Below are 17,105 nucleotides of genomic sequence, written 5' to 3'. Positions count from 1 at the left end.
GGGGCGCGAAATTAGGGGGGAGCAAACTGCAACTCCCTCTCTGAGGCGCGGCAGTATAGCCCAGGTCTCGCCACAGCCGAAATATCGCAAGTCTTCCTTGTTTCAACTGGCTATGACACACTCCTGCCCTAACGCAATAATGAAGATACGGATTTACCCATGGCGGCTTTCGCCCACTGGACAGCTATCGCTCTCTACCTGGCCACAACCATAGTTGCAGGTGCGGCTCTGGCCCGAAAACAACAGCCGAATTCCAAACTGCTTCTCAGCCTTTTGGCGGGTGCACTTGTCACCCACGGAATATCCCTGGGACATGTTCTCTTTTCACCCGAAGGCTATCGCTTTGACCTGCTGGCAATGCTCTCGCTGATTTCCTGGGTAGTTAACTTTCTATTATTGATCCTGGCCGTTGGCCGGCCACTTACTCTACTTATTCTTATTTTCGCACCAGTGGGAGCCGCCACTGAATTTGCCGCATCCCATATTTGGGGCACCGTAACGCCACATCAACAGATCTCTGCCGGCATTGCGGTACACGCTCTGCTGTCTATTTCCGCCTATTCGCTGCTAACCCTGGCTACCTTACAGGCAATCTACCTCTATTACCTTAACCAGCAGCTGCACAATCACAGACCCGTAGGCGCCACCCGCCTTCTGCCACCATTGCAGAGCATGGAATCACTGCTGTTCGGTCTGATCACTTTCGGGCAACTACTGCTCACCGCCTCCCTGCTGACCGGTTTCGTCTTTGTTGGTAATTTGTTTGAAGAGGGGCCAATACACAAAACCATCCTCTCTATGGTCGCCTGGGTTCTCTACACCATACTCCTATGGGGACACTGGAGGTTGGGCTGGAGAGGCAATACCGCTGTGCGTTGGACCTTAAGCGCTTTCGCCGCCCTACTACTTGCCTATTTTGGTAGTAAGCTGGTTATGGAAGTCATTCTCCAGCGCGGGTAATCGAATATACGACTGCAAAGCTTGCGGAGGTCGGCAATATGTTCCAATATCTCCGCTTGGAAATAAAAAGAGTTCTCCCTTGAACGAGATGCCCACGGGCCTGCTATTCGGTTTGCTGGCCCTATTGATACTGATATCCGCCTTCTTCTCCAGCTCCGAAACCAGCATGATGGCGCTTAACCGCTATCGCCTGCGGCACCAAGCCAAAAGCGGGCACCGCGGGGCAAAGCGCGCCACAGAGCTGCTCGCACGCCCGGACAAGCTGATCGGTTCAATTCTAATCGGCAACAATCTCGTTAACGTTCTTGTATCTGTAATCGCCGGCTCGGTATTCGCGCAGATATACGGAGAAATACTCACCACCATAGTCTTAACTCTTGCCCTGCTGATTTTTGCTGAGGTCACACCAAAGACTATTGCCGCTCTACACCCGGAAAAAATTGCTTTCCCCGCCTCATTTATTTTGCGCCCACTGCAATGGCTGCTCACTCCCCTGGTGCTGTTGATTGGTGGCATATCCAACGGCCTGGCGCGTATGTTGGGAGTCGAAACAAAAGCGAATAGCGAAGCGGAACACCTGGCCCCCGAAGAACTCCGAACCGTTGTATTCGAATCAGGCGCCCTGCTTCCCAGCAAGCACAAAGGCATGTTGCTCAACGTGTTGGACCTGGACCAGGCAACCGTTGAAGACATCATGATTCCGCGCAATGAAGTCATGGGTGTTGACCTGGAAAACAGCGCCGAAGAGATCCTGCAGCAGCTAGCGGAAAGTTCCTACACTCGCCTCCCCGTATATCGCGGTGACATCAATCGAGTAGTAGGCATACTTCACCTGCGAAAAGCGGCGCAAATACTGCGCGACGGACCGGAAAATTTAACGGCAGAGCGGCTCAACTCCTTCACCGATGAACCTTACTTCGTACCCGAGGCAACACCACTCCCTACACTGCTGATGAACTTCCAGAAAACCAAGCGCCGCATGGGGCTGGTAGTTGATGAGTACGGAGAGGTAATGGGTATCGTTACCCTGGAAGATCTGCTGGAGGAAATTGTCGGCGACTTCACCGCAAGTCCAGTACCCAGCGATGACGAGGAGATAGTCGCCATAGAAGATGGCTGGTACATGATCGAGGGCGGCACTTCTATTCGCGATATTAATCGCACCCTGGGCTGGGAACTGCCCACTGACGGGCCGAAAACCTTTAACGGCCTGGCAATGGAACACCTGGAGAGCATCCCCGACGGCAATATCAGCCTGTACATCCTCAATTACCTGGTGGAAATTGAGGAGGTCTCAGACAAGATGATTACCCGGGCCAGAATCAAGCGAATCGATAAATAGCGCTACAACCGTTTATCACTCAACCTCTTCTAGCAAGCGCCTTACCGGCGCAAAGCTGGTGCGGTGTATTGGAGTGGGACCCTGCAACTGTAAAGCTTCCATATGCGCCTTGGTGGGATACCCTTTATGACCTGCAAGGCCGTAACCGGGATATTCAGAGTCCAGCACCACCATTTCCCTATCACGGGTCACCTTAGCCAAAATAGATGCCGCCCCAATTGCAGCGACACGACCATCGCCCTTTACAACGGTATCGCAAGGGTAATCCCAGTTCGGTTTTTTATTGCCATCCACCAACACAAATTCAGGCTGCACGGATAGCTGTGCAACTGCACGATGCATCGCCAGTAAACTTGCCTGCAAAATATTTAGCTGGTCAATTTCCTCAACTGTTGCACGAGCTATGGAGTAACTGAGCGCTCGCTCACAAATCTCATCAAACAACTGCTCGCGCTTTTTTTCAGTCAGCTTTTTGGAGTCGGCAAGCCCGGCGATTGGCTTGTTAGGATCAAGAATCACAGCTGCGGCAACTACATCACCAGCTAAGGGGCCGCGCCCAACCTCATCGACACCTGCAATCAAATCACCCTTGAAAGGGCAAACATAGGGGGGCAATTCTGTTTTACTACTCATAACTTATACTACTCGGCAGATTCAGGCTTAGCTTCCAGCAGCCCCACCACGGCATCGGCAGCCCGCTCAGAAGCATTGCGTCTCAACTGTTGATGCATCTCGAAAAACTCGCGCTCTAAATGATCCCCAAGAAGCGGATCTTCAAAGTACTGCATCACCGCCGCGCCAAGATTCTCCGGAATAGCATCATTCTGCAAAATTTCCGGTACCAGTTCTTTTTGGGCAAGTAAATTTGGTAGCGAAACCCATGGGGTATGCAGCATCCGCGAGACGATCATAGACGTCAATCTGCCCAGCTTGTAGGTAACGACCATGGGCTTTTTAAGCAACATCGTTTCAAGGGTTGCTGTACCCGATGCAATAAGCACACAGTCTGCCGCTGAAACGGCCCGTCTCGATTGCCCCTCAAGTAAAGTGATAGGGAGTTCAGGGTAATCTTTTAGCTGCTCTTGAATCTCATCCATACGCTGCTTGTTGGCAGCGGGAATAACAAATTTAATATCCGAATGACGCTGATAGCACCATCGGGCCGTCTGCAGAAACAACGGCCCCAGCATGCGAACCTCACCTCCACGACTGCCAGGCAAAAGGGCAATTACCCGGTCGTCTTTCTCAAAGCCCAATGCTTTGCGCTCGCCGGCGACATCCACTTGCAGGGGAATTTCATCAGCCAAAGGGTGGCCAACAAAGGTCACCGGTACTTGGTTATCTCGGTAGAAATTCGCTTCAAATGGAAGCAGGGTCAACATATGGTCGACAGCCCGCGCAATCTTTTTAATTCGACCCTGCCGCCAAGCCCAAACCGAAGGACTGACATAATGGACGGTGGGTATACCCTCAGCCTTGAGTGCAGCCTCAAGAGTCAATGTAAAATCCGGGGAATCTATACCAATAAATAGATCGGGAGGGTTATCAGTAAAGTGGCAACGGAGAGATCTGCGAATTTTCAACAGTTCTGGAAGGCGCTTCAAAGGCTCCACCAGCCCCATTACCGATAGCCGCTCCATAGGAAATAAACTTTTAGCACCCAGTTCCAGCATGCGCGGCCCGGCAATTCCCTCAAACTCTACATTAGGAAGCCGAGTTTTTAATGCGGCCATCAAACCAGAACCGAGGATATCTCCTGACGCCTCACCGACAACAATACCAATTCGTATCGGCTTATTTTTTTCTGACACGCCTAAATCCCTCCTCTTGGGGAGCTGTTTACGTTGGAATTAAATGGGAGTTGCATAAAGTGCAATCGGAGCCGCACGAAACAGCTCCAAAGAGAAGTGAATTAGCGAACAATGCCGCGGGTGGAAGACTGCAAAGACTCTATCCACGGCTGAATAACTGGAGATTGTTCACGCAACTCCATCAAGGCCTGCAGCGCCTCTTGCATAGTAAGACCGCGACGATAAACGGTCTTGTAAGCTTTATTGATCAGGGCAATATCTTCTCTAGAAAAGCCCCGTCTGCGCAGCCCTTCTGAGTTAACGGTCTTTGCTTCAGCAGGGTTTCCAGCAACCATAACATAAGCAGGGACGTCTTTACCGATAGCAGCGCCCATTCCCAGGAAAGCATGCTCTCCCACAGTACAGTTCTGGTGAACCAAACTATAACCACTCAGAATCGCCCAGTCCTTAACAACAACATGACCGGCCAAACCACAGTTATTCACCATAATAGTGTGATTACCAACAACACTATCGTGGCCAATATGGGCATAGGCCATGATCAGGTTTTCGTCACCAATAGTGGTCTCACCTCGGTCCTGAACGGTACCACGGTGGATCGTAACCCCCTCGCGAATCACGTTATTGTCGCCAATAACTAGTGTCGTCTCTTCACCACGATACTTTTTGTCCGGGGTATCCTGCCCTACGGAAGCAAACTGGTAGATTCGGTTGTTCTTCCCCAGTTTGGTCGGCCCACTAAGCACCACATGAGAGGCAATATCACAGCCATCACCTATCTCTACGCCGGCTCCAACAATGGTGTAAGCACCAATACTCACCCCGGAACCAATTACTGCCGTAGAGTCGACAATAGCTGTAGGGTGGATACTTGTCTGCATTCTGGGATCTACTCCTCGGCATTAATCGTACTGGGTAACCTGTACCCTTAAAAACAAAGGCTACCCGGAAAATCCTGAATCTAACTCTCCAGCGAGCTTTACAGAATTACTGAACCTTTTTGACGGCACATAGGATATCAACAGAAGCCGCCAGCTCGCCATCAACACTGGCTTTACAAGCGAATTTCCAGATATTTCTGCGAACAGATACCGCTTCAGACTCGAGCTCAAGGCGATCACCCGGGATCACCTGACGCTTAAAACGCGCCTTATCAACCCCACCGAACAGATACAGATACCCATCTTCCGGTTTTTTGCCAAACGTTTTAAAGCCTAGGATTCCCGAGACCTGAGCCAAGGCTTCAACAATCATCACTCCCGGGAAAATAGGCATTTCCGGAAAGTGGCCATTAAAAACTTCTTCGTTTCCAGAAATGTTTTTATAGCCTTTTATATACTTCCCTTCTTCGAGCTCTACTACACGATCCACCAACAAAAAAGGATAACGGTGCGGCAGGTACTCGCGAATTTCACGTACATCCATCATTCCAAATGCCCCCAGAAACCACTTCGGGGCGTAAAACGCCCCGAAAACAACAAAGTCAAATTAATTAATAACTAAAGTTCAATCGTCTGCCCCACTCTTTTGGGACAGTGCCTGAACCTGTTTTTCCAAATCTTTCAATCTGCGCGCCATTTGATCCAACTGACCAAAACGCACAACATTACGACGCCAGGTAGAACTATCGGCAAAGGATAGCGCTCCAGAGTAGCTACCAGTATCCTTTATGGATTTGGTCACAAACGTATTGCCTGTTAGGCGACAACCATCTGCAATCGTGATATGCCCGTTAATGCGACTGCAACCGGCCAGAAGACAGTGTTTGCCTATCACGGCGCTACCGGCAATCACGGTAGATCCGGCGATGGCCGTGTAGTCACCAATCCGCACATTGTGCGCGATTTGGACCAAATTGTCGATCTTGACTCCTCGCCCAATTATCGTGTCGCCCAAAGCGCCGCGATCTATACAGGTATTGGCTCCGATTTCCACATCATCACCAATTTGAACCCCGCCAAGCTGATGGATTTTTACCCACCCGCCTTTCTGGGGTGCAAACCCAAAGCCGTCGGCACCAACGACCGTCTGACTATGAATAATATTCCGCGCACCAATAGAACAACCGTGATGGATAACCACACCCGCATATAGACGTGTTCCAGCACCAATTAAGCTAGCCTCACCAATAAAGCAATTAGCCCCAGCAGTCACTCCAGGCTCTAACCTTGCATAGGCCTCAACTACAGCCCCAGGGCCCACACTCACACCTTCACCAACCTCTGCTGTGGGGTGAACAACGGCTGTGGGGTGGATACCGGGAGCGCCGTCGGGGGTCCTATCAAACAGGGCGGTCGCGCGGGCAAAGGCCAGGTAAGGATCAGCAACAACTAGGGCTGTTACCGGACACTCTTCAGCGAACTCCTCAGAAAGCAGCACAGCTGCAGCCCTGGCCGTTTTCAGGAAGCGCCGATAATTAGGACTTGCAAGGAAAGTCAGATGCTCGGCACCCGCCTCCTGCAACGTGCTTAAACCCTGAATCTCTTGACTGGGGTCTGTATCAGGCGCCAACCTCAAGTCGGCACCCAGCTCTTGCGCCAATTGGGCAAGGGAAAAGCAATCTTTCATATAAAGACTATCGACTTACTTAGCTGCGTTCATACGTTCAACAACAGCTTCTGTCAGGTCGACGCTCGGGCTTACGTAGTAGGAGGTATTGGAATCCAGCACTACGTCCAGCTTCCGCTCTTTAATCAGCGCGTCCAGGGCATCTCTTGCTTTCGGCCCCATAGAAGCCTGAATTTCCTGGCCCACCTGGGCTTCCATTGCACGCAACTTCTTCACAGTCGTTTCGAAGTCCGAGCGCTGGAAGTTCATTTTGCGCTGGTACTCAGTCTTTTGCTCATCGGACCAGGTCACACTATTTTTCTTGGCATCTTCAGCCATTTTTTGCAATTCAGAACGAATTGACTCGGCGCTGCTCTGCAGCTTCGAGTACTCAGAGCTGGTCTTCAAAGAGTTAACTTTGGTTTTGGCTGCATCTGTGCTCATGATCGCAGCTTGTAGGTTAAGTACCGCAACCTTGGTCTGCGCCAGCGCTGCGCCGGACAAGGTCATACCTGCAAGTAATACTGCAACAATTTTTACATTCTTAAGCACGTCGATCTCTCCAATAGATTTTATTTTAATTGCGCTGATACACGCCTAATTCGTTTATCTGACAAATTTAGAAGCTGTTACCCAGAGTGAACTGGAATACTTCCACATCGTCATCTTCATTTTTCTTAAGGGCTTTCGCCAAGCTGAATGTCAGCGGACCAAAACCGGTAATCCAGGTCAAGCCCACCCCGGCAGACACATTCATCTTACCAAAATCCACATCGTAACAGTTGATCTGACTTTCATCACAGCTGGTATCGAAAACATTGCCCGCATCAACAAAGAAAGCTGTCTGCAGAGAGCGCTGATCCTTGATAAACGGCAACGGGAAGATAACTTCTGCACTGCCCTCAACCAAGATATTTCCACCGAAGGGGTCGGCATCAGCTCCAAAATCAGTAACAAGTAGATCCCCATTAGAGTCTACCAAATAACAATATTGGGTAATTTCTCCATCAGCCGTCGCACAGGGCAAGGTGCCAGCCTCTTGGCCTTCGTAATTAAGTCCAGAGAGATATTCAGCCGGGCTTGAGCGAGGACCTAAAGAGTTTCTTTCAAATCCACGCACTGATCCAAAGCCACCGGCATAGAAGTTCTTGAAGAACGGCAACCCGTCAAGATCTCCGAAACCATCACCATACCCCAATCGGGTGCGAAGGCGCAAAGTTAGGCTTTTAGTTAAAGGACGGAAATACTGGCCGGTATACACAAGCTTATAATATTCAAGGTCACTACCCGGAAGCGTAAATTCCAGAGAAAGGTTCTGGGAGGCACCTCGCGTTGCTAAAATACCTCTATTCAGGGTAGAACGCGCATAAGAAGCCGTTAGTCCAAGATTATTAAACGCATCTCCATAGCGATCAATAAAACCGCTAGCGGTAGGGAAAAGATCATCCATCGCAGTCATGGAGAGATCAGCTGTAACTCCATTTGCTTCATCTAAAAGGATTTGCTCGTAATCAGCCAAAGTAACAGTTTTGGTAACCCCATCCACTGGTGTGGGAGAAGTGACTATTTCTTGAACGGAAGAATTCGAAGCTGAGAGCTCCAGGTGATTGAAATTAATATTCAAGCCGACACGAGAAATTTCTGACATTGGGTAACCAAAACTAACCCCGCCACCATAAGTCGTGGTGTTGTAGTCAGATAGGTTTACCTCTGAGTAATCATTCTCGGTATAGAAAACATTAAACCCACGGCTTACACCGTCCGGCGTGAAATAGGGGTCCAGGTAAGAGAAATTAACAGAGGTCTGGTAAGTAGAAGCATTTAAGCCTATACCAACAGATTTACCCGTTCCCAACCAGTTATTTTCCTGGATATTGGCCCCCAACACTAAGCCACTGCTCTGGGCCCAACCAATGGTGCCACCGATAGACCCCGAAGGCTGCTCTTCAACCGTATATTCGACATCAATCTGGTCAGAAGTACCCGGCACTTCACTGGTTTCCACCTCTACTTCCTTGAAGTAGCCTAAGCGTTCAAGGCGGACTTTAGACTGCTCTATACGGGCAGACGAAGCAGAAGCTGACTCCATCTGACGCATCTCGCGGCGCAAAACCTCATCTGTAGTGCGAGTATTACCTCGGAAATTAATTCGGCGAACGTAAGCCCGCTTGCCGGGGTTAATAAAGAAGGTGATTTTTACCGTTTTCTCTTCTTTATTGGGCTCCGGGATACCATTAACCTCAGCAAAGGTATAACCCTCATTCCCCAGACGCTTGGTAATATAATCTGAGGTTGTTGTCATGCGAACCTGGGAAAACGTCTGCCCTTCCCGCACCAACAGCAAACGCTTAACTTCTTCCTCTGGAACTACAGGATCACCCGCCAGATCCACTTCACTAATGGTGTAAACATCGCCCTCAAACACATTGACAGTGATAAATACACTCTCTTTATCCGGACTCAGGGAAACCTGGGTGGAATCAATTTTAAAATCCAGGTACCCACGATCCAGGTAATAGGATTCGAGACGCTCCAGGTCGCCGGTCAATTTCTCTCGGGAATACTTGTCATCACTGCGCAGCCACGACAACCAACCGGTAGTTTGCAGCTCGAAAATCTCCCCAAGCTCTTCATCGGAAAACGCTTTGTTACCGACAATATTGATGTGCTTAATAGCGGCCACTGAGCCTTCATCGACAATTACGCGAAGCTCAACCTGGTTGCGTGGCAACTCTTTCACTTCAGTTTTAACACTGGCGTCATAGCGTCCCTGGGCAACATATTGGCGCTGTAGCTCCTGGGCCAGCCCCTCAAGGGTAGCGCGCTTGAAGATCTGCCCCTCTGAAAGGCCATTCTCCTGCATGCCTTTCAACAAGTCTTCTGTTGCAATCGCCTTGTTGCCCGTAATTTCAATCTTGGAAATTGCAGGTCTCTCGCGCACAGTGATAACCAGGACACCATTCTCCTGGCCGATTTGAATATCCTCAAAGTAACCAGTGCGAAACAGCGCCCGAGTGGCACTCTGAATTTCCAGAGTCTCCACCTCATCCCCCACTCGCACAGGGAGAGCTGAGAATACGGTACCGGCAGAGACGCGCTGCAGCCCTTCCACACGGATGTCATCAACTACAAATGACTGTGCTAAAGCACTGAGAGGCAGTGCCAGACTAAGAGAAGCCGCTTTCAGGAAATGTTTCATCTACTAATTCCAGGTGTTTTTATTCGCAATCCAGGAGTTACAGCGCCAACTAGCGCCCCGCTCCCCCAGAATCAGAGGGTTGCCCCTCTACCATGTAATCAACATCGGGCCGGTCTGAGGTGCCGGACACCTTAGTTGTTTCAACTTTCACTACCTTCAAGTATCCAAGGCGTTCGAGACGCACTTTGGATTGTTCTATACGCGCAGAGGAAGCCAAAGCTGACTCCATCTGGCGCAGTTCACGCCGCAAGACTTCATCTGCGGTGCGAGTGTTCCCGCGAAAACTAATACGTCGCACATAAGTGCGCTTTCCCGGATCAATAAAGAAGGTAATTTTTACTGTACTCTTTTCTTCATTGGCCTCAGGAATACCATTCACTTCGGCAAAAGCGTAACCTTTGTTGCCCAAGCGTTTAGCAATATAGTCTGAAGTGGTCGTTACCCTCGCTTGAGAGAACCGCTGACCTTCTCGTACCAATAGCAGGCGGTTGATTTCCTCCTCCGCTACTATCGGGTTTCCAGCAATTTCCACCTCACTAACCGTGTAAACACCACCCTCAATCACGTTAACGGTAATGAATACACTTTTCTTGTCCGGCCCTAGAGATACCTGTGTCGAATCAATCTGGAAATCAAGATATCCACGATCTAGGTAATAGGACTTTAAGTGCTCCAAATCACCAGTGAGTTTCTCACTAGAATACTTATCATCACGGCGCAACCAAGAGAGCCAGCCTGTAGTTTTAAGCTCAAAAATCTCTTCCAGCTCTTTATCAGAAAAGGCACGATTTCCTACAACATTAATATGCTTAATCGCAGCAACAGCCCCTTCATCAACAGCAACCCGCAGTTCAACCTGGTTGCGCGGCAGCTCCTTGAGCTCCGCTTTAACACTGGCGCCATATCGGCCCTGCGCCACGTACTGGCGTTCAAACTCCTGGGTCAACCCCCTGAGGGTCGAACGCTTTAGGATCTGGCCTTCGGCGAGACCGTATTCCTGCATCGCCTTCAGTAGATCCTCAGTGGCAATCGCTTTGTTTCCTGATATATCTATCTTTGATATAGCCGGTCGTTCTCTCACGGTAATAACAAGAACGCTGTTTTCGCGGCCAATCTGAATATCTTCAAAAAAACCTGTACGGAACAATACTCGGGTTGCATTCTGAATCTCGCCAGGCTCAACTTCGTCGCCCACCCGAATAGGAAGCGCTGAAAAAACTGTACCTGCAGAAACCCGCTGTAACCCGTCTACTCGGATATCGCTGAGAACGAACGACTGTGCCAAAGCGCTGAGAGGCAGCACCAGGCCCAGAAAGATCGCTTTCAGCAAATACTTCATACCGCTTCCGAGTCGCCTTTACTCACAACAAAATCGTGCCAAGACAAAACGTCTCACACGTATAAAAATCTCACTCACATTATCAGCCCGGAAAAAAGTTAATCCAGGGCACTACAAACGTAAAATATCGTTGTACAGAGCCAGCCCCATAATGCAGAGCACCAGGGCCATGCCCACTTGTAAACCAATCACCTGCACCCTCTCTGAAACAGGGGACCCCTTGATCGCCTCAATACCGTAGTAAAGGAGGTGACCACCATCGAGTACCGGGATAGGCAACAGATTGAGTACACCAAGACTAATACTGAGCAACGCCAGCAATGACAGGAATGACTGCCATCCCGCTTCCGCGGAAGTACCCGCCACTTTAGCAATGGTAATGGGGCCACTCAAGTTTTTGGTCGAAAGTTGACCAAATAATAGTTTCTTCAAGCTATTCAGGGTAAAGACTGTTTTATCCCAGGTCTCCTGCAAGCCCTTTACTAAAGCACCGCCCACCCCATAGTGGTAAATCCGTACTCGATCATCCGGCCAAGTCTCTGATACCGGCTGCACTCCGACCTGCCCTATGGTTTCACCGCTGTCCAGCTTGACCTCCGCCGGTGTTACGGACACCGTCAGCGGTTCACCTCCACGCTCAACAGTGATATCCATTGGAACACCAGCGCGGGCTCTCACATAATCGGTCCAGCTTTGAAAAGATGAGAAGTCACGGCCATCGGTCGAGACAATCTTGTCTCCAGCCTTTAGCCCAGCTGAGGCTGCCGGGCTTCCCTCCACCACATTATGAAGAGTCATACTCACCGGTGGAGTCCACAGCTGCAGTCCAATCTCCCCGAGCGGATCGGGAACTTCACGGCCGGCAAGCCAGCGATTGATATCCGCCACCATATGGTATTCGAGGTTGGAATCCGGATAGCGCACAGAGAATTCTATGGTGCCACTATCACCCAGGCGGTTTGCCAGGCGCCAATTGAGGGCCTGCCAAGTGGGGGTAGCCTCACCATCAACAGCAACAATTTCCTGCCCGGACTCAAGGCCTGCCGACGCAGCAATACTCCCGGGCTCAACGGATTTCACAATAGGAACCGGGCCCGCTGTTCCACCGAGGAACACAGCCCAGAAAAAGACTACCGCCAAAAGAAAGTTAGCGGCAGGGCCGGCAGCGGCAATCGCCATCCTCGCCCATACGCTCTTGCGGTTAAACGCCTGATCCAGCTCTTCAGCCGCTACAGGCCCCTCGCGCTCATCGAGCATTTTTACGTAACCACCGAGGGGGATAGCGGAAATAGTGAATTCGGTACCGTGGCGATCATAGCGGGAGATCAACCGGCGGCCGAACCCCACAGAAAAGCGCAGCACCTTAACACCACACAGACGTGCTACAAGAAAGTGCCCAAACTCGTGGAAAGATACCAGTACACCGAGAGCCACCAAGGCCCAGATTACCGTCTGAATTAGATCCATACTCAGCTACAACTTCTTGTCATACGCAATTTAGCGGCCATTATACGCCGGGCAATGTGTTTATAGGGCGGCAAGCGCCTGCTTGGCCAGTTCTCGCGCATTGAAATCAATGGCTTCGACTGCCTCGAGCCCCGACAGTTCAACAACGGGAGCCCTATTCATCACTTTTTCTATCACCAATGCAATATCAGTAAATGCTAGACGCCCCTCCAGGAAGGCTTCTACTGCAATTTCATTCGCTGCATTTAAGACTGTTGGAGCACTTTTTCCCTCATTAACAGCCTCTCGCGCCAAACGCAGACAAGGAAAACGATTAAAATCCGGGGCCTCAAAATCCAGCCTGCCTTGCGCAATCAGATCCAAAGCTGGCACCCCTGCATCAATGCGCTGGGGAAAAGCCAGGGCATGGGCGATAGGCGTGCGCATATCCGGATTACCCATCTGTGCCAGTAAAGAGCCATCCCGGTACTGAACCATCGAGTGAATAATACTCTGGGGGTGCACGACTATCTCAATCTGCTCAGGGCGCGCATTAAACAAATAGCACGCTTCTATAAATTCGAGCCCTTTATTCATCATTGTGGCGGAATCAACAGAGATCTTCCGGCCCATCGACCAATTGGGGTGTGCACAAGCTTCATCCGGCGTCACCGCCCCCAACTCATTTGCAGCCCGTGTGCGAAATGGCCCGCCCGAACCCGTAAGCAGTATTTTTTCCACGCCCGCAGCTTCGAGACTCTCACAGGGGAATGGCAAACATTGAAAGATTGCATTGTGCTCACTGTCAATCGGCAACAGTTGCGCACTACTCTTATTCAAGGCCCTCTGAAATATTGGGCCCGCCATAACAAGCGCTTCCTTGTTCGCCAGTAGCACTTTCTTGCCCGCGTCTACTGCCGCCAAGGTTGGGCGCAGTCCCGCAGCTCCTACGATCGCCGCCATGACTGTATCGACCTGAGTATCGGAGGCAACACGACACAAGCCCTCCACCCCACTTAGGACTTCCGTATCGACTTCACCGCCAAGCAATACTCGCAACTCGTCAGCTCGTGCCTCATCAATAACAACAGCATATTGAGGCTTAAACCGCCGACACTGCTGAGCAAGGTCGGCAACCCTTTCACGGGCGGTAAGAGCAAAAACAGAATATTTTTCCGGGTGTCGCGCCAACACATCGAGGGTGCTCACGCCGATAGAGCCAGTGGAGCCGAGAACGGTAATTTGTTGCGGGGGAATTACTTGCATAGGCCCTTTTCGTACCTCTGATAGCAATATTGCTGCCACCAAACAATTGCACGCCCAGCATTAAACTGGGCGCTATCGAATTAAATACAGAAGCTGGAGTGGAAAAGCCTTTATAGGTATTTCGGTAATTCGCTGGCCAGTGCAGCCATTGCGAACACCGGCAGAGCAGCGGAAAGGCTATCTACCCTGTCAAGAATACCGCCATGACCAGGCAACATATGGCTACTGTCCTTGATCCCCCGATGCCTCTTGAACATGCTTTCCACTAGGTCACCAATAACCGAGGCCAACGCAGTAACAAGAACACCAAAAGTAAATAGAACAGTATTTTTCACTGGAAGCTCAAATAGGTAGGAAGTTACGAGGGCCAAAATCAAGCAAGCACCCAAGCCACCGAAAAAGCCCTCCCACGACTTACCAGGGCTAACCTCTCGAGCCAACTTGTGCTTACCAAATTTACGACCGACAAAATAAGCACCGACATCCGCCGCTGCAACGATCGCTACCACATAAAGAACCAGCCAGGCGCCGTGATCCAAGCCTCGTAAAACTACCAGTGACAACCAAGTTGGAACTAACACAACAAGACCTATCAGGCCGCGTACCCACCGGTTGCCCCACAGAGCAGCACTGGACGGGTAGCTCTGCACCCACAAGAAAGCGAGCGCCCACCAACCACAGGCCACGGCCAGAATCTGGCGACCGCGATCGATATCCGGATCATCAAAATTCATTGAAAAGACGTATTGAGCCGTGACCATTAGGGTTAACCCCAATGCGGCCAAAAAAACGAAGCGCAAGGCTCGATTCAAATTCGAGAGGTTGGCCCACTCCCAGCCCGCCAGCAAGATAACCGCCACAAATATCAGTGAAAACCACTGCATTGGAAGTAAAAACAATACCCCCATAAACAGTGCCAATAGCACCAAAGCAGTAATTATTCTTTGTTTTAGCACCGCAAACCCCTTTGTTAGTAACTTGACCACTCTGTCTGGATACTCTGTACAGATCAAGAGCGTGTCGGCAAAGATTTCCAACCAACTTGTATAGCAAGCCTGGCGCCGCAGACTTGCCCGGATCACGCCTGAGCGATCGCGTCATCCCCCTCCGAGCGACCGCCGAAGCGGCGATCACGTAACTCATATTCTGCGATAGCCTTATCCAGTTCGGCTTCGTCAAAGTCGGGCCAAAGCGTATCAGTAAAATAGAATTCACTGTAAGCGGCCTGCCAGAGGATAAAGTTGCTAATACGCTGCTCACCGCTGGAGCGGATCAAAAGGTCTACCGGCGGCAGATCTTGAAGTTGTACGTATTCGCCAAGTCCATCCTCAGTAATCGACTCTGGGGAGCGCGTGCCATCGGCAACCTCTTGAGCCAATCTGCGGGCCGCCTGGGCAATATCCCAGCGCCCGCCGTAATCAGCCGCAATTATCAGGTCGCCCTCAGTCCCTTCGCGGGTGATATCTTCCGCTTCGGCTATAGCGCGCTGCAAGCGAGGAGAAAATCGGTCCCGTCGACCAATAACTCTCAGGCGAACCCCCTCCTCCCGCATCCGCCGGGCCTCTTTGCGCAAATAGGAGTTAAACAGGCTCATCAGCAGCTCGACCTCCTTCGGGGGGCGCTGCCAATTCTCGCTGGAGAAGGCGAACAGAGTAAGCGCTTTAACACCGCGGGCTTTACAAGCTGAAAGCAGGTCGCGGATACGCTCGACACCGGCCTTGTGGCCGGCTGAAGGGGAAAGGCCCTTGCGGGCAGCCCAGCGCCCATTGCCATCCATAATAATGGCGATGTGACGTGGGCCGGGAGCATGTAGCTCGGTACCACCGATGCTCATTAAATTTCCATCAGATCTTTTTCTTTCGCTGCCAATGCTTTATCCACATCAGCGACAAACTGATCGGTAATTTTCTGAATGTCGTCACTTGCGCGACGCTCATCGTCCTCAGAAATTTCCTTATCCTTAACCAGTGATTTCACGTCCGCCAGCGCATCGCGACGAATATTGCGAATGGAAACCCGCGCGGTCTCAGCCTCACTTTTTGCCTGACGAGTGAAGTTCTTGCGAGTCTCTTCGGTCAGCATAGGCATTGGAATACGGATAACCGCACCAGCTGTGCTGGGGTTGAGGCCCAAATCGGACTTCATAATGGCCTTTTCGATATCCGGGACCAGGTTTTTCTCCCAGGGAGTTACGGAGAGAGTGCGCGCATCCTCAACAGTAACATTGGCAACCTGAGATAACGGAGTATCAGAACCGTAATAGGAGACGTGGATGCCATCGAGAATACTCGGGTGTGCACGGCCGGTGCGAATCTTGTTGAAATTTCCAGCCAGGGCATCAAGTGCCTTACCCATACGAGCTTTCGCGTCTGTTTTTATATCTTCAATCACGATTTCACTTCCTCTTCAATTAAGGTGCCTTCCACGCCGCCAACCACAATATTCAACAGCGCCCCGCTCTTATCCATGCGGAATACACGTACAGGCATATTGTGCTCGCGACACAGGCAGATAGCGGTCAAATCCATCACGCCGAGCTTCTTGTCGAGAACCTCATCGTAAGTCAACTGGTCATAGCGAGTTGCTGTCGGGTCGAGCTTGGGATCAGCAGAGTAGACACCATCGACCTTGGTGGCCTTCAAAACCAGCTCAGCCTCAATTTCGATACCACGCAGGCAAGCTGCAGAATCAGTGGTAAAGAAAGGGTTGCCGGTACCGGCAGCAAAAATCAGAACTTCGCCACGCTCCAGATAGCGAATAGCCGCACGGCGATCGTAGTGATCGACAATACCGCTCATTTGAATCGAGGACATCACTCTTGAGGAGATGTCAGATCTTTCCAGGGCATCGCGCAGTGCCAGGGCGTTCATTACCGTGGCCAGCATTCCCATGTGATCACCGGTCACACGGTCGAGACCTGCAGCGCTCAGAGCAGCCCCACGGAACAGGTTGCCGCCGCCAACAACCAAACCCACCTGGACCCCAATACCGACCAGCTGCCCAATCTCCAGGGCCATTTTGTCCAGCACCTTGGGACTGATACCGAAACCCTGATCACCCATCAGCTCTTCGCCGCTGAGCTTTAACAAAATTCTCTTATACTTGCGGTCTTTAATACCGGGCATTCGTTAGTCCCCTTCAATGTACCTGTTAGTGGCCAGGCCTTGCCGCTGAACATTACAACAATTTCAGTCA

The 17,105-nt window shown here is 50.9% G+C and carries 15 protein-coding genes and 1 pseudogene; 2 read left to right on the top strand and 14 right to left on the bottom strand.

The features are described 5' to 3' along the window. Nucleotides 1–159: 159 nt before the first annotated feature. A complete protein-coding gene (locus ACJJI6_RS00485) occupies nucleotides 160–960 on the top strand; it encodes a cytochrome C assembly family protein (RefSeq protein WP_108734000.1) in 801 nt (266 codons plus the stop codon). Between the two features lie 79 nt (nucleotides 961–1,039). Next, entirely contained in the window at nucleotides 1,040–2,302 is a 1,263-nt protein-coding gene (locus ACJJI6_RS00480; protein WP_413662809.1) for an HlyC/CorC family transporter, read from the top strand. Between the two features lie 15 nt (nucleotides 2,303–2,317). On the opposite strand, the gene rnhB is transcribed toward ACJJI6_RS00480, so the two are convergent. The 14 genes and pseudogenes from rnhB to pyrH all read right to left on the bottom strand — a co-directional run bounded on the left by rnhB (nucleotide 2,318) and on the right by pyrH (nucleotide 17,035). Continuing rightward, nucleotides 2,318–2,935, bottom strand: a complete 618-nt coding sequence (gene rnhB / locus ACJJI6_RS00475; RefSeq protein ID WP_282933664.1) for a ribonuclease HII — start codon at nucleotides 2,933–2,935, stop codon at nucleotides 2,318–2,320. 8 nt (nucleotides 2,936–2,943) lie between these two features. Then, nucleotides 2,944–4,113, bottom strand: coding sequence for a lipid-A-disaccharide synthase (lpxB, locus tag ACJJI6_RS00470; RefSeq protein WP_475712169.1), 1,170 nt, complete (start codon nucleotides 4,111–4,113; stop codon nucleotides 2,944–2,946). A gap of 101 nt (nucleotides 4,114–4,214) precedes the next feature. After that, nucleotides 4,215–4,994 (bottom strand): acyl-ACP--UDP-N-acetylglucosamine O-acyltransferase, encoded by a 780-nt coding sequence (lpxA, locus tag ACJJI6_RS00465; protein WP_475712168.1) that lies wholly within the window; start codon nucleotides 4,992–4,994, stop codon nucleotides 4,215–4,217. Between the two features lie 106 nt (nucleotides 4,995–5,100). Then, entirely contained in the window at nucleotides 5,101–5,541 is a 441-nt protein-coding gene (fabZ, locus tag ACJJI6_RS00460; protein WP_108734005.1) for a 3-hydroxyacyl-ACP dehydratase FabZ, read from the bottom strand. Nucleotides 5,542–5,619: 78 nt separating this feature from the next. Beyond that, complete coding sequence (lpxD, locus tag ACJJI6_RS00455) at nucleotides 5,620–6,681, bottom strand: UDP-3-O-(3-hydroxymyristoyl)glucosamine N-acyltransferase (RefSeq protein WP_475712167.1); 1,062 nt, start codon at nucleotides 6,679–6,681, stop codon at nucleotides 5,620–5,622. Nucleotides 6,682–6,696: 15 nt separating this feature from the next. Continuing rightward, complete coding sequence (locus tag ACJJI6_RS00450) at nucleotides 6,697–7,212, bottom strand: OmpH/Skp family outer membrane protein (protein ID WP_475712166.1); 516 nt, start codon at nucleotides 7,210–7,212, stop codon at nucleotides 6,697–6,699. 67 nt (nucleotides 7,213–7,279) lie between these two features. Next, the gene (bamA, locus tag ACJJI6_RS00445) at nucleotides 7,280–9,859 is read right to left on the bottom strand and encodes an outer membrane protein assembly factor BamA (RefSeq protein ID WP_475712165.1); all 2,580 of its coding nucleotides are present in this window, start codon (nucleotides 9,857–9,859) and stop codon (nucleotides 7,280–7,282) included. Between the two features lie 61 nt (nucleotides 9,860–9,920). Further along, nucleotides 9,921–11,198: pseudogene (bamA, locus tag ACJJI6_RS00440) on the bottom strand (outer membrane protein assembly factor BamA); the annotation flags it as partial. Nucleotides 11,199–11,309: 111 nt separating this feature from the next. Then, nucleotides 11,310–12,665: an RIP metalloprotease RseP gene (gene rseP / locus ACJJI6_RS00435; protein ID WP_475712164.1), complete on the bottom strand. Its 1,356-nt coding sequence runs from the start codon at nucleotides 12,663–12,665 to the stop codon at nucleotides 11,310–11,312. A gap of 60 nt (nucleotides 12,666–12,725) precedes the next feature. Continuing rightward, entirely contained in the window at nucleotides 12,726–13,910 is a 1,185-nt protein-coding gene (ispC, locus tag ACJJI6_RS00430; RefSeq protein ID WP_475712163.1) for a 1-deoxy-D-xylulose-5-phosphate reductoisomerase, read from the bottom strand. Nucleotides 13,911–14,020: 110 nt separating this feature from the next. After that, nucleotides 14,021–14,866 carry a phosphatidate cytidylyltransferase gene (locus tag ACJJI6_RS00425; RefSeq protein WP_475712162.1) on the bottom strand — a complete coding sequence of 282 codons (846 nt, stop codon included), beginning with the start codon at nucleotides 14,864–14,866 and terminating at the stop codon, nucleotides 14,021–14,023. Between the two features lie 122 nt (nucleotides 14,867–14,988). Further along, nucleotides 14,989–15,744 (bottom strand): polyprenyl diphosphate synthase, encoded by a 756-nt coding sequence (gene uppS / locus ACJJI6_RS00420; RefSeq protein ID WP_475712161.1) that lies wholly within the window; start codon nucleotides 15,742–15,744, stop codon nucleotides 14,989–14,991. Beyond that, complete coding sequence (frr, locus tag ACJJI6_RS00415; RefSeq protein ID WP_282933674.1) at nucleotides 15,744–16,301, bottom strand: ribosome recycling factor; 558 nt, start codon at nucleotides 16,299–16,301, stop codon at nucleotides 15,744–15,746. Before frr ends, uppS begins: the two co-directional genes overlap by 1 nt. Beyond that, entirely contained in the window at nucleotides 16,298–17,035 is a 738-nt protein-coding gene (gene pyrH, locus ACJJI6_RS00410; RefSeq protein ID WP_282933675.1) for a UMP kinase, read from the bottom strand. The genes frr and pyrH overlap by 4 nt, the downstream gene beginning before the upstream one ends. Nucleotides 17,036–17,105: the final 70 nt, after the last annotated feature.

The organism is Microbulbifer maximicatervae (SeqCode) (assembly GCF_056232625.1).
Note: the sequence above shows the minus strand (reverse complement) of the source record. Positions and strands in the feature narration are given on the sequence as shown.

Coding starts and splice junctions, on each gene's coding strand:
- ispC (WP_475712163.1), bottom strand. CDS start 13,910: ATGCAAGTAATTCCCCCGCAACAAATTACCGTTCTCGGCTCCACTGGC.
- pyrH (WP_282933675.1), bottom strand. CDS start 17,035: ATGCCCGGTATTAAAGACCGCAAGTATAAGAGAATTTTGTTAAAGCTC.
- lpxD (WP_475712167.1), bottom strand. CDS start 6,681: ATGAAAGATTGCTTTTCCCTTGCCCAATTGGCGCAAGAGCTGGGTGCC.
- lpxA (WP_475712168.1), bottom strand. CDS start 4,994: ATGCAGACAAGTATCCACCCTACAGCTATTGTCGACTCTACGGCAGTA.
- rseP (WP_475712164.1), bottom strand. CDS start 12,665: ATGGATCTAATTCAGACGGTAATCTGGGCCTTGGTGGCTCTCGGTGTA.
- fabZ (WP_108734005.1), bottom strand. CDS start 5,541: ATGATGGATGTACGTGAAATTCGCGAGTACCTGCCGCACCGTTATCCT.
- rnhB (WP_282933664.1), bottom strand. CDS start 2,935: ATGAGTAGTAAAACAGAATTGCCCCCCTATGTTTGCCCTTTCAAGGGT.
- bamA (WP_475712165.1), bottom strand. CDS start 9,859: ATGAAACATTTCCTGAAAGCGGCTTCTCTTAGTCTGGCACTGCCTCTC.
- ACJJI6_RS00485 (WP_108734000.1), top strand. CDS start 160: ATGGCGGCTTTCGCCCACTGGACAGCTATCGCTCTCTACCTGGCCACA.
- uppS (WP_475712161.1), bottom strand. CDS start 15,744: ATGAGCATCGGTGGTACCGAGCTACATGCTCCCGGCCCACGTCACATC.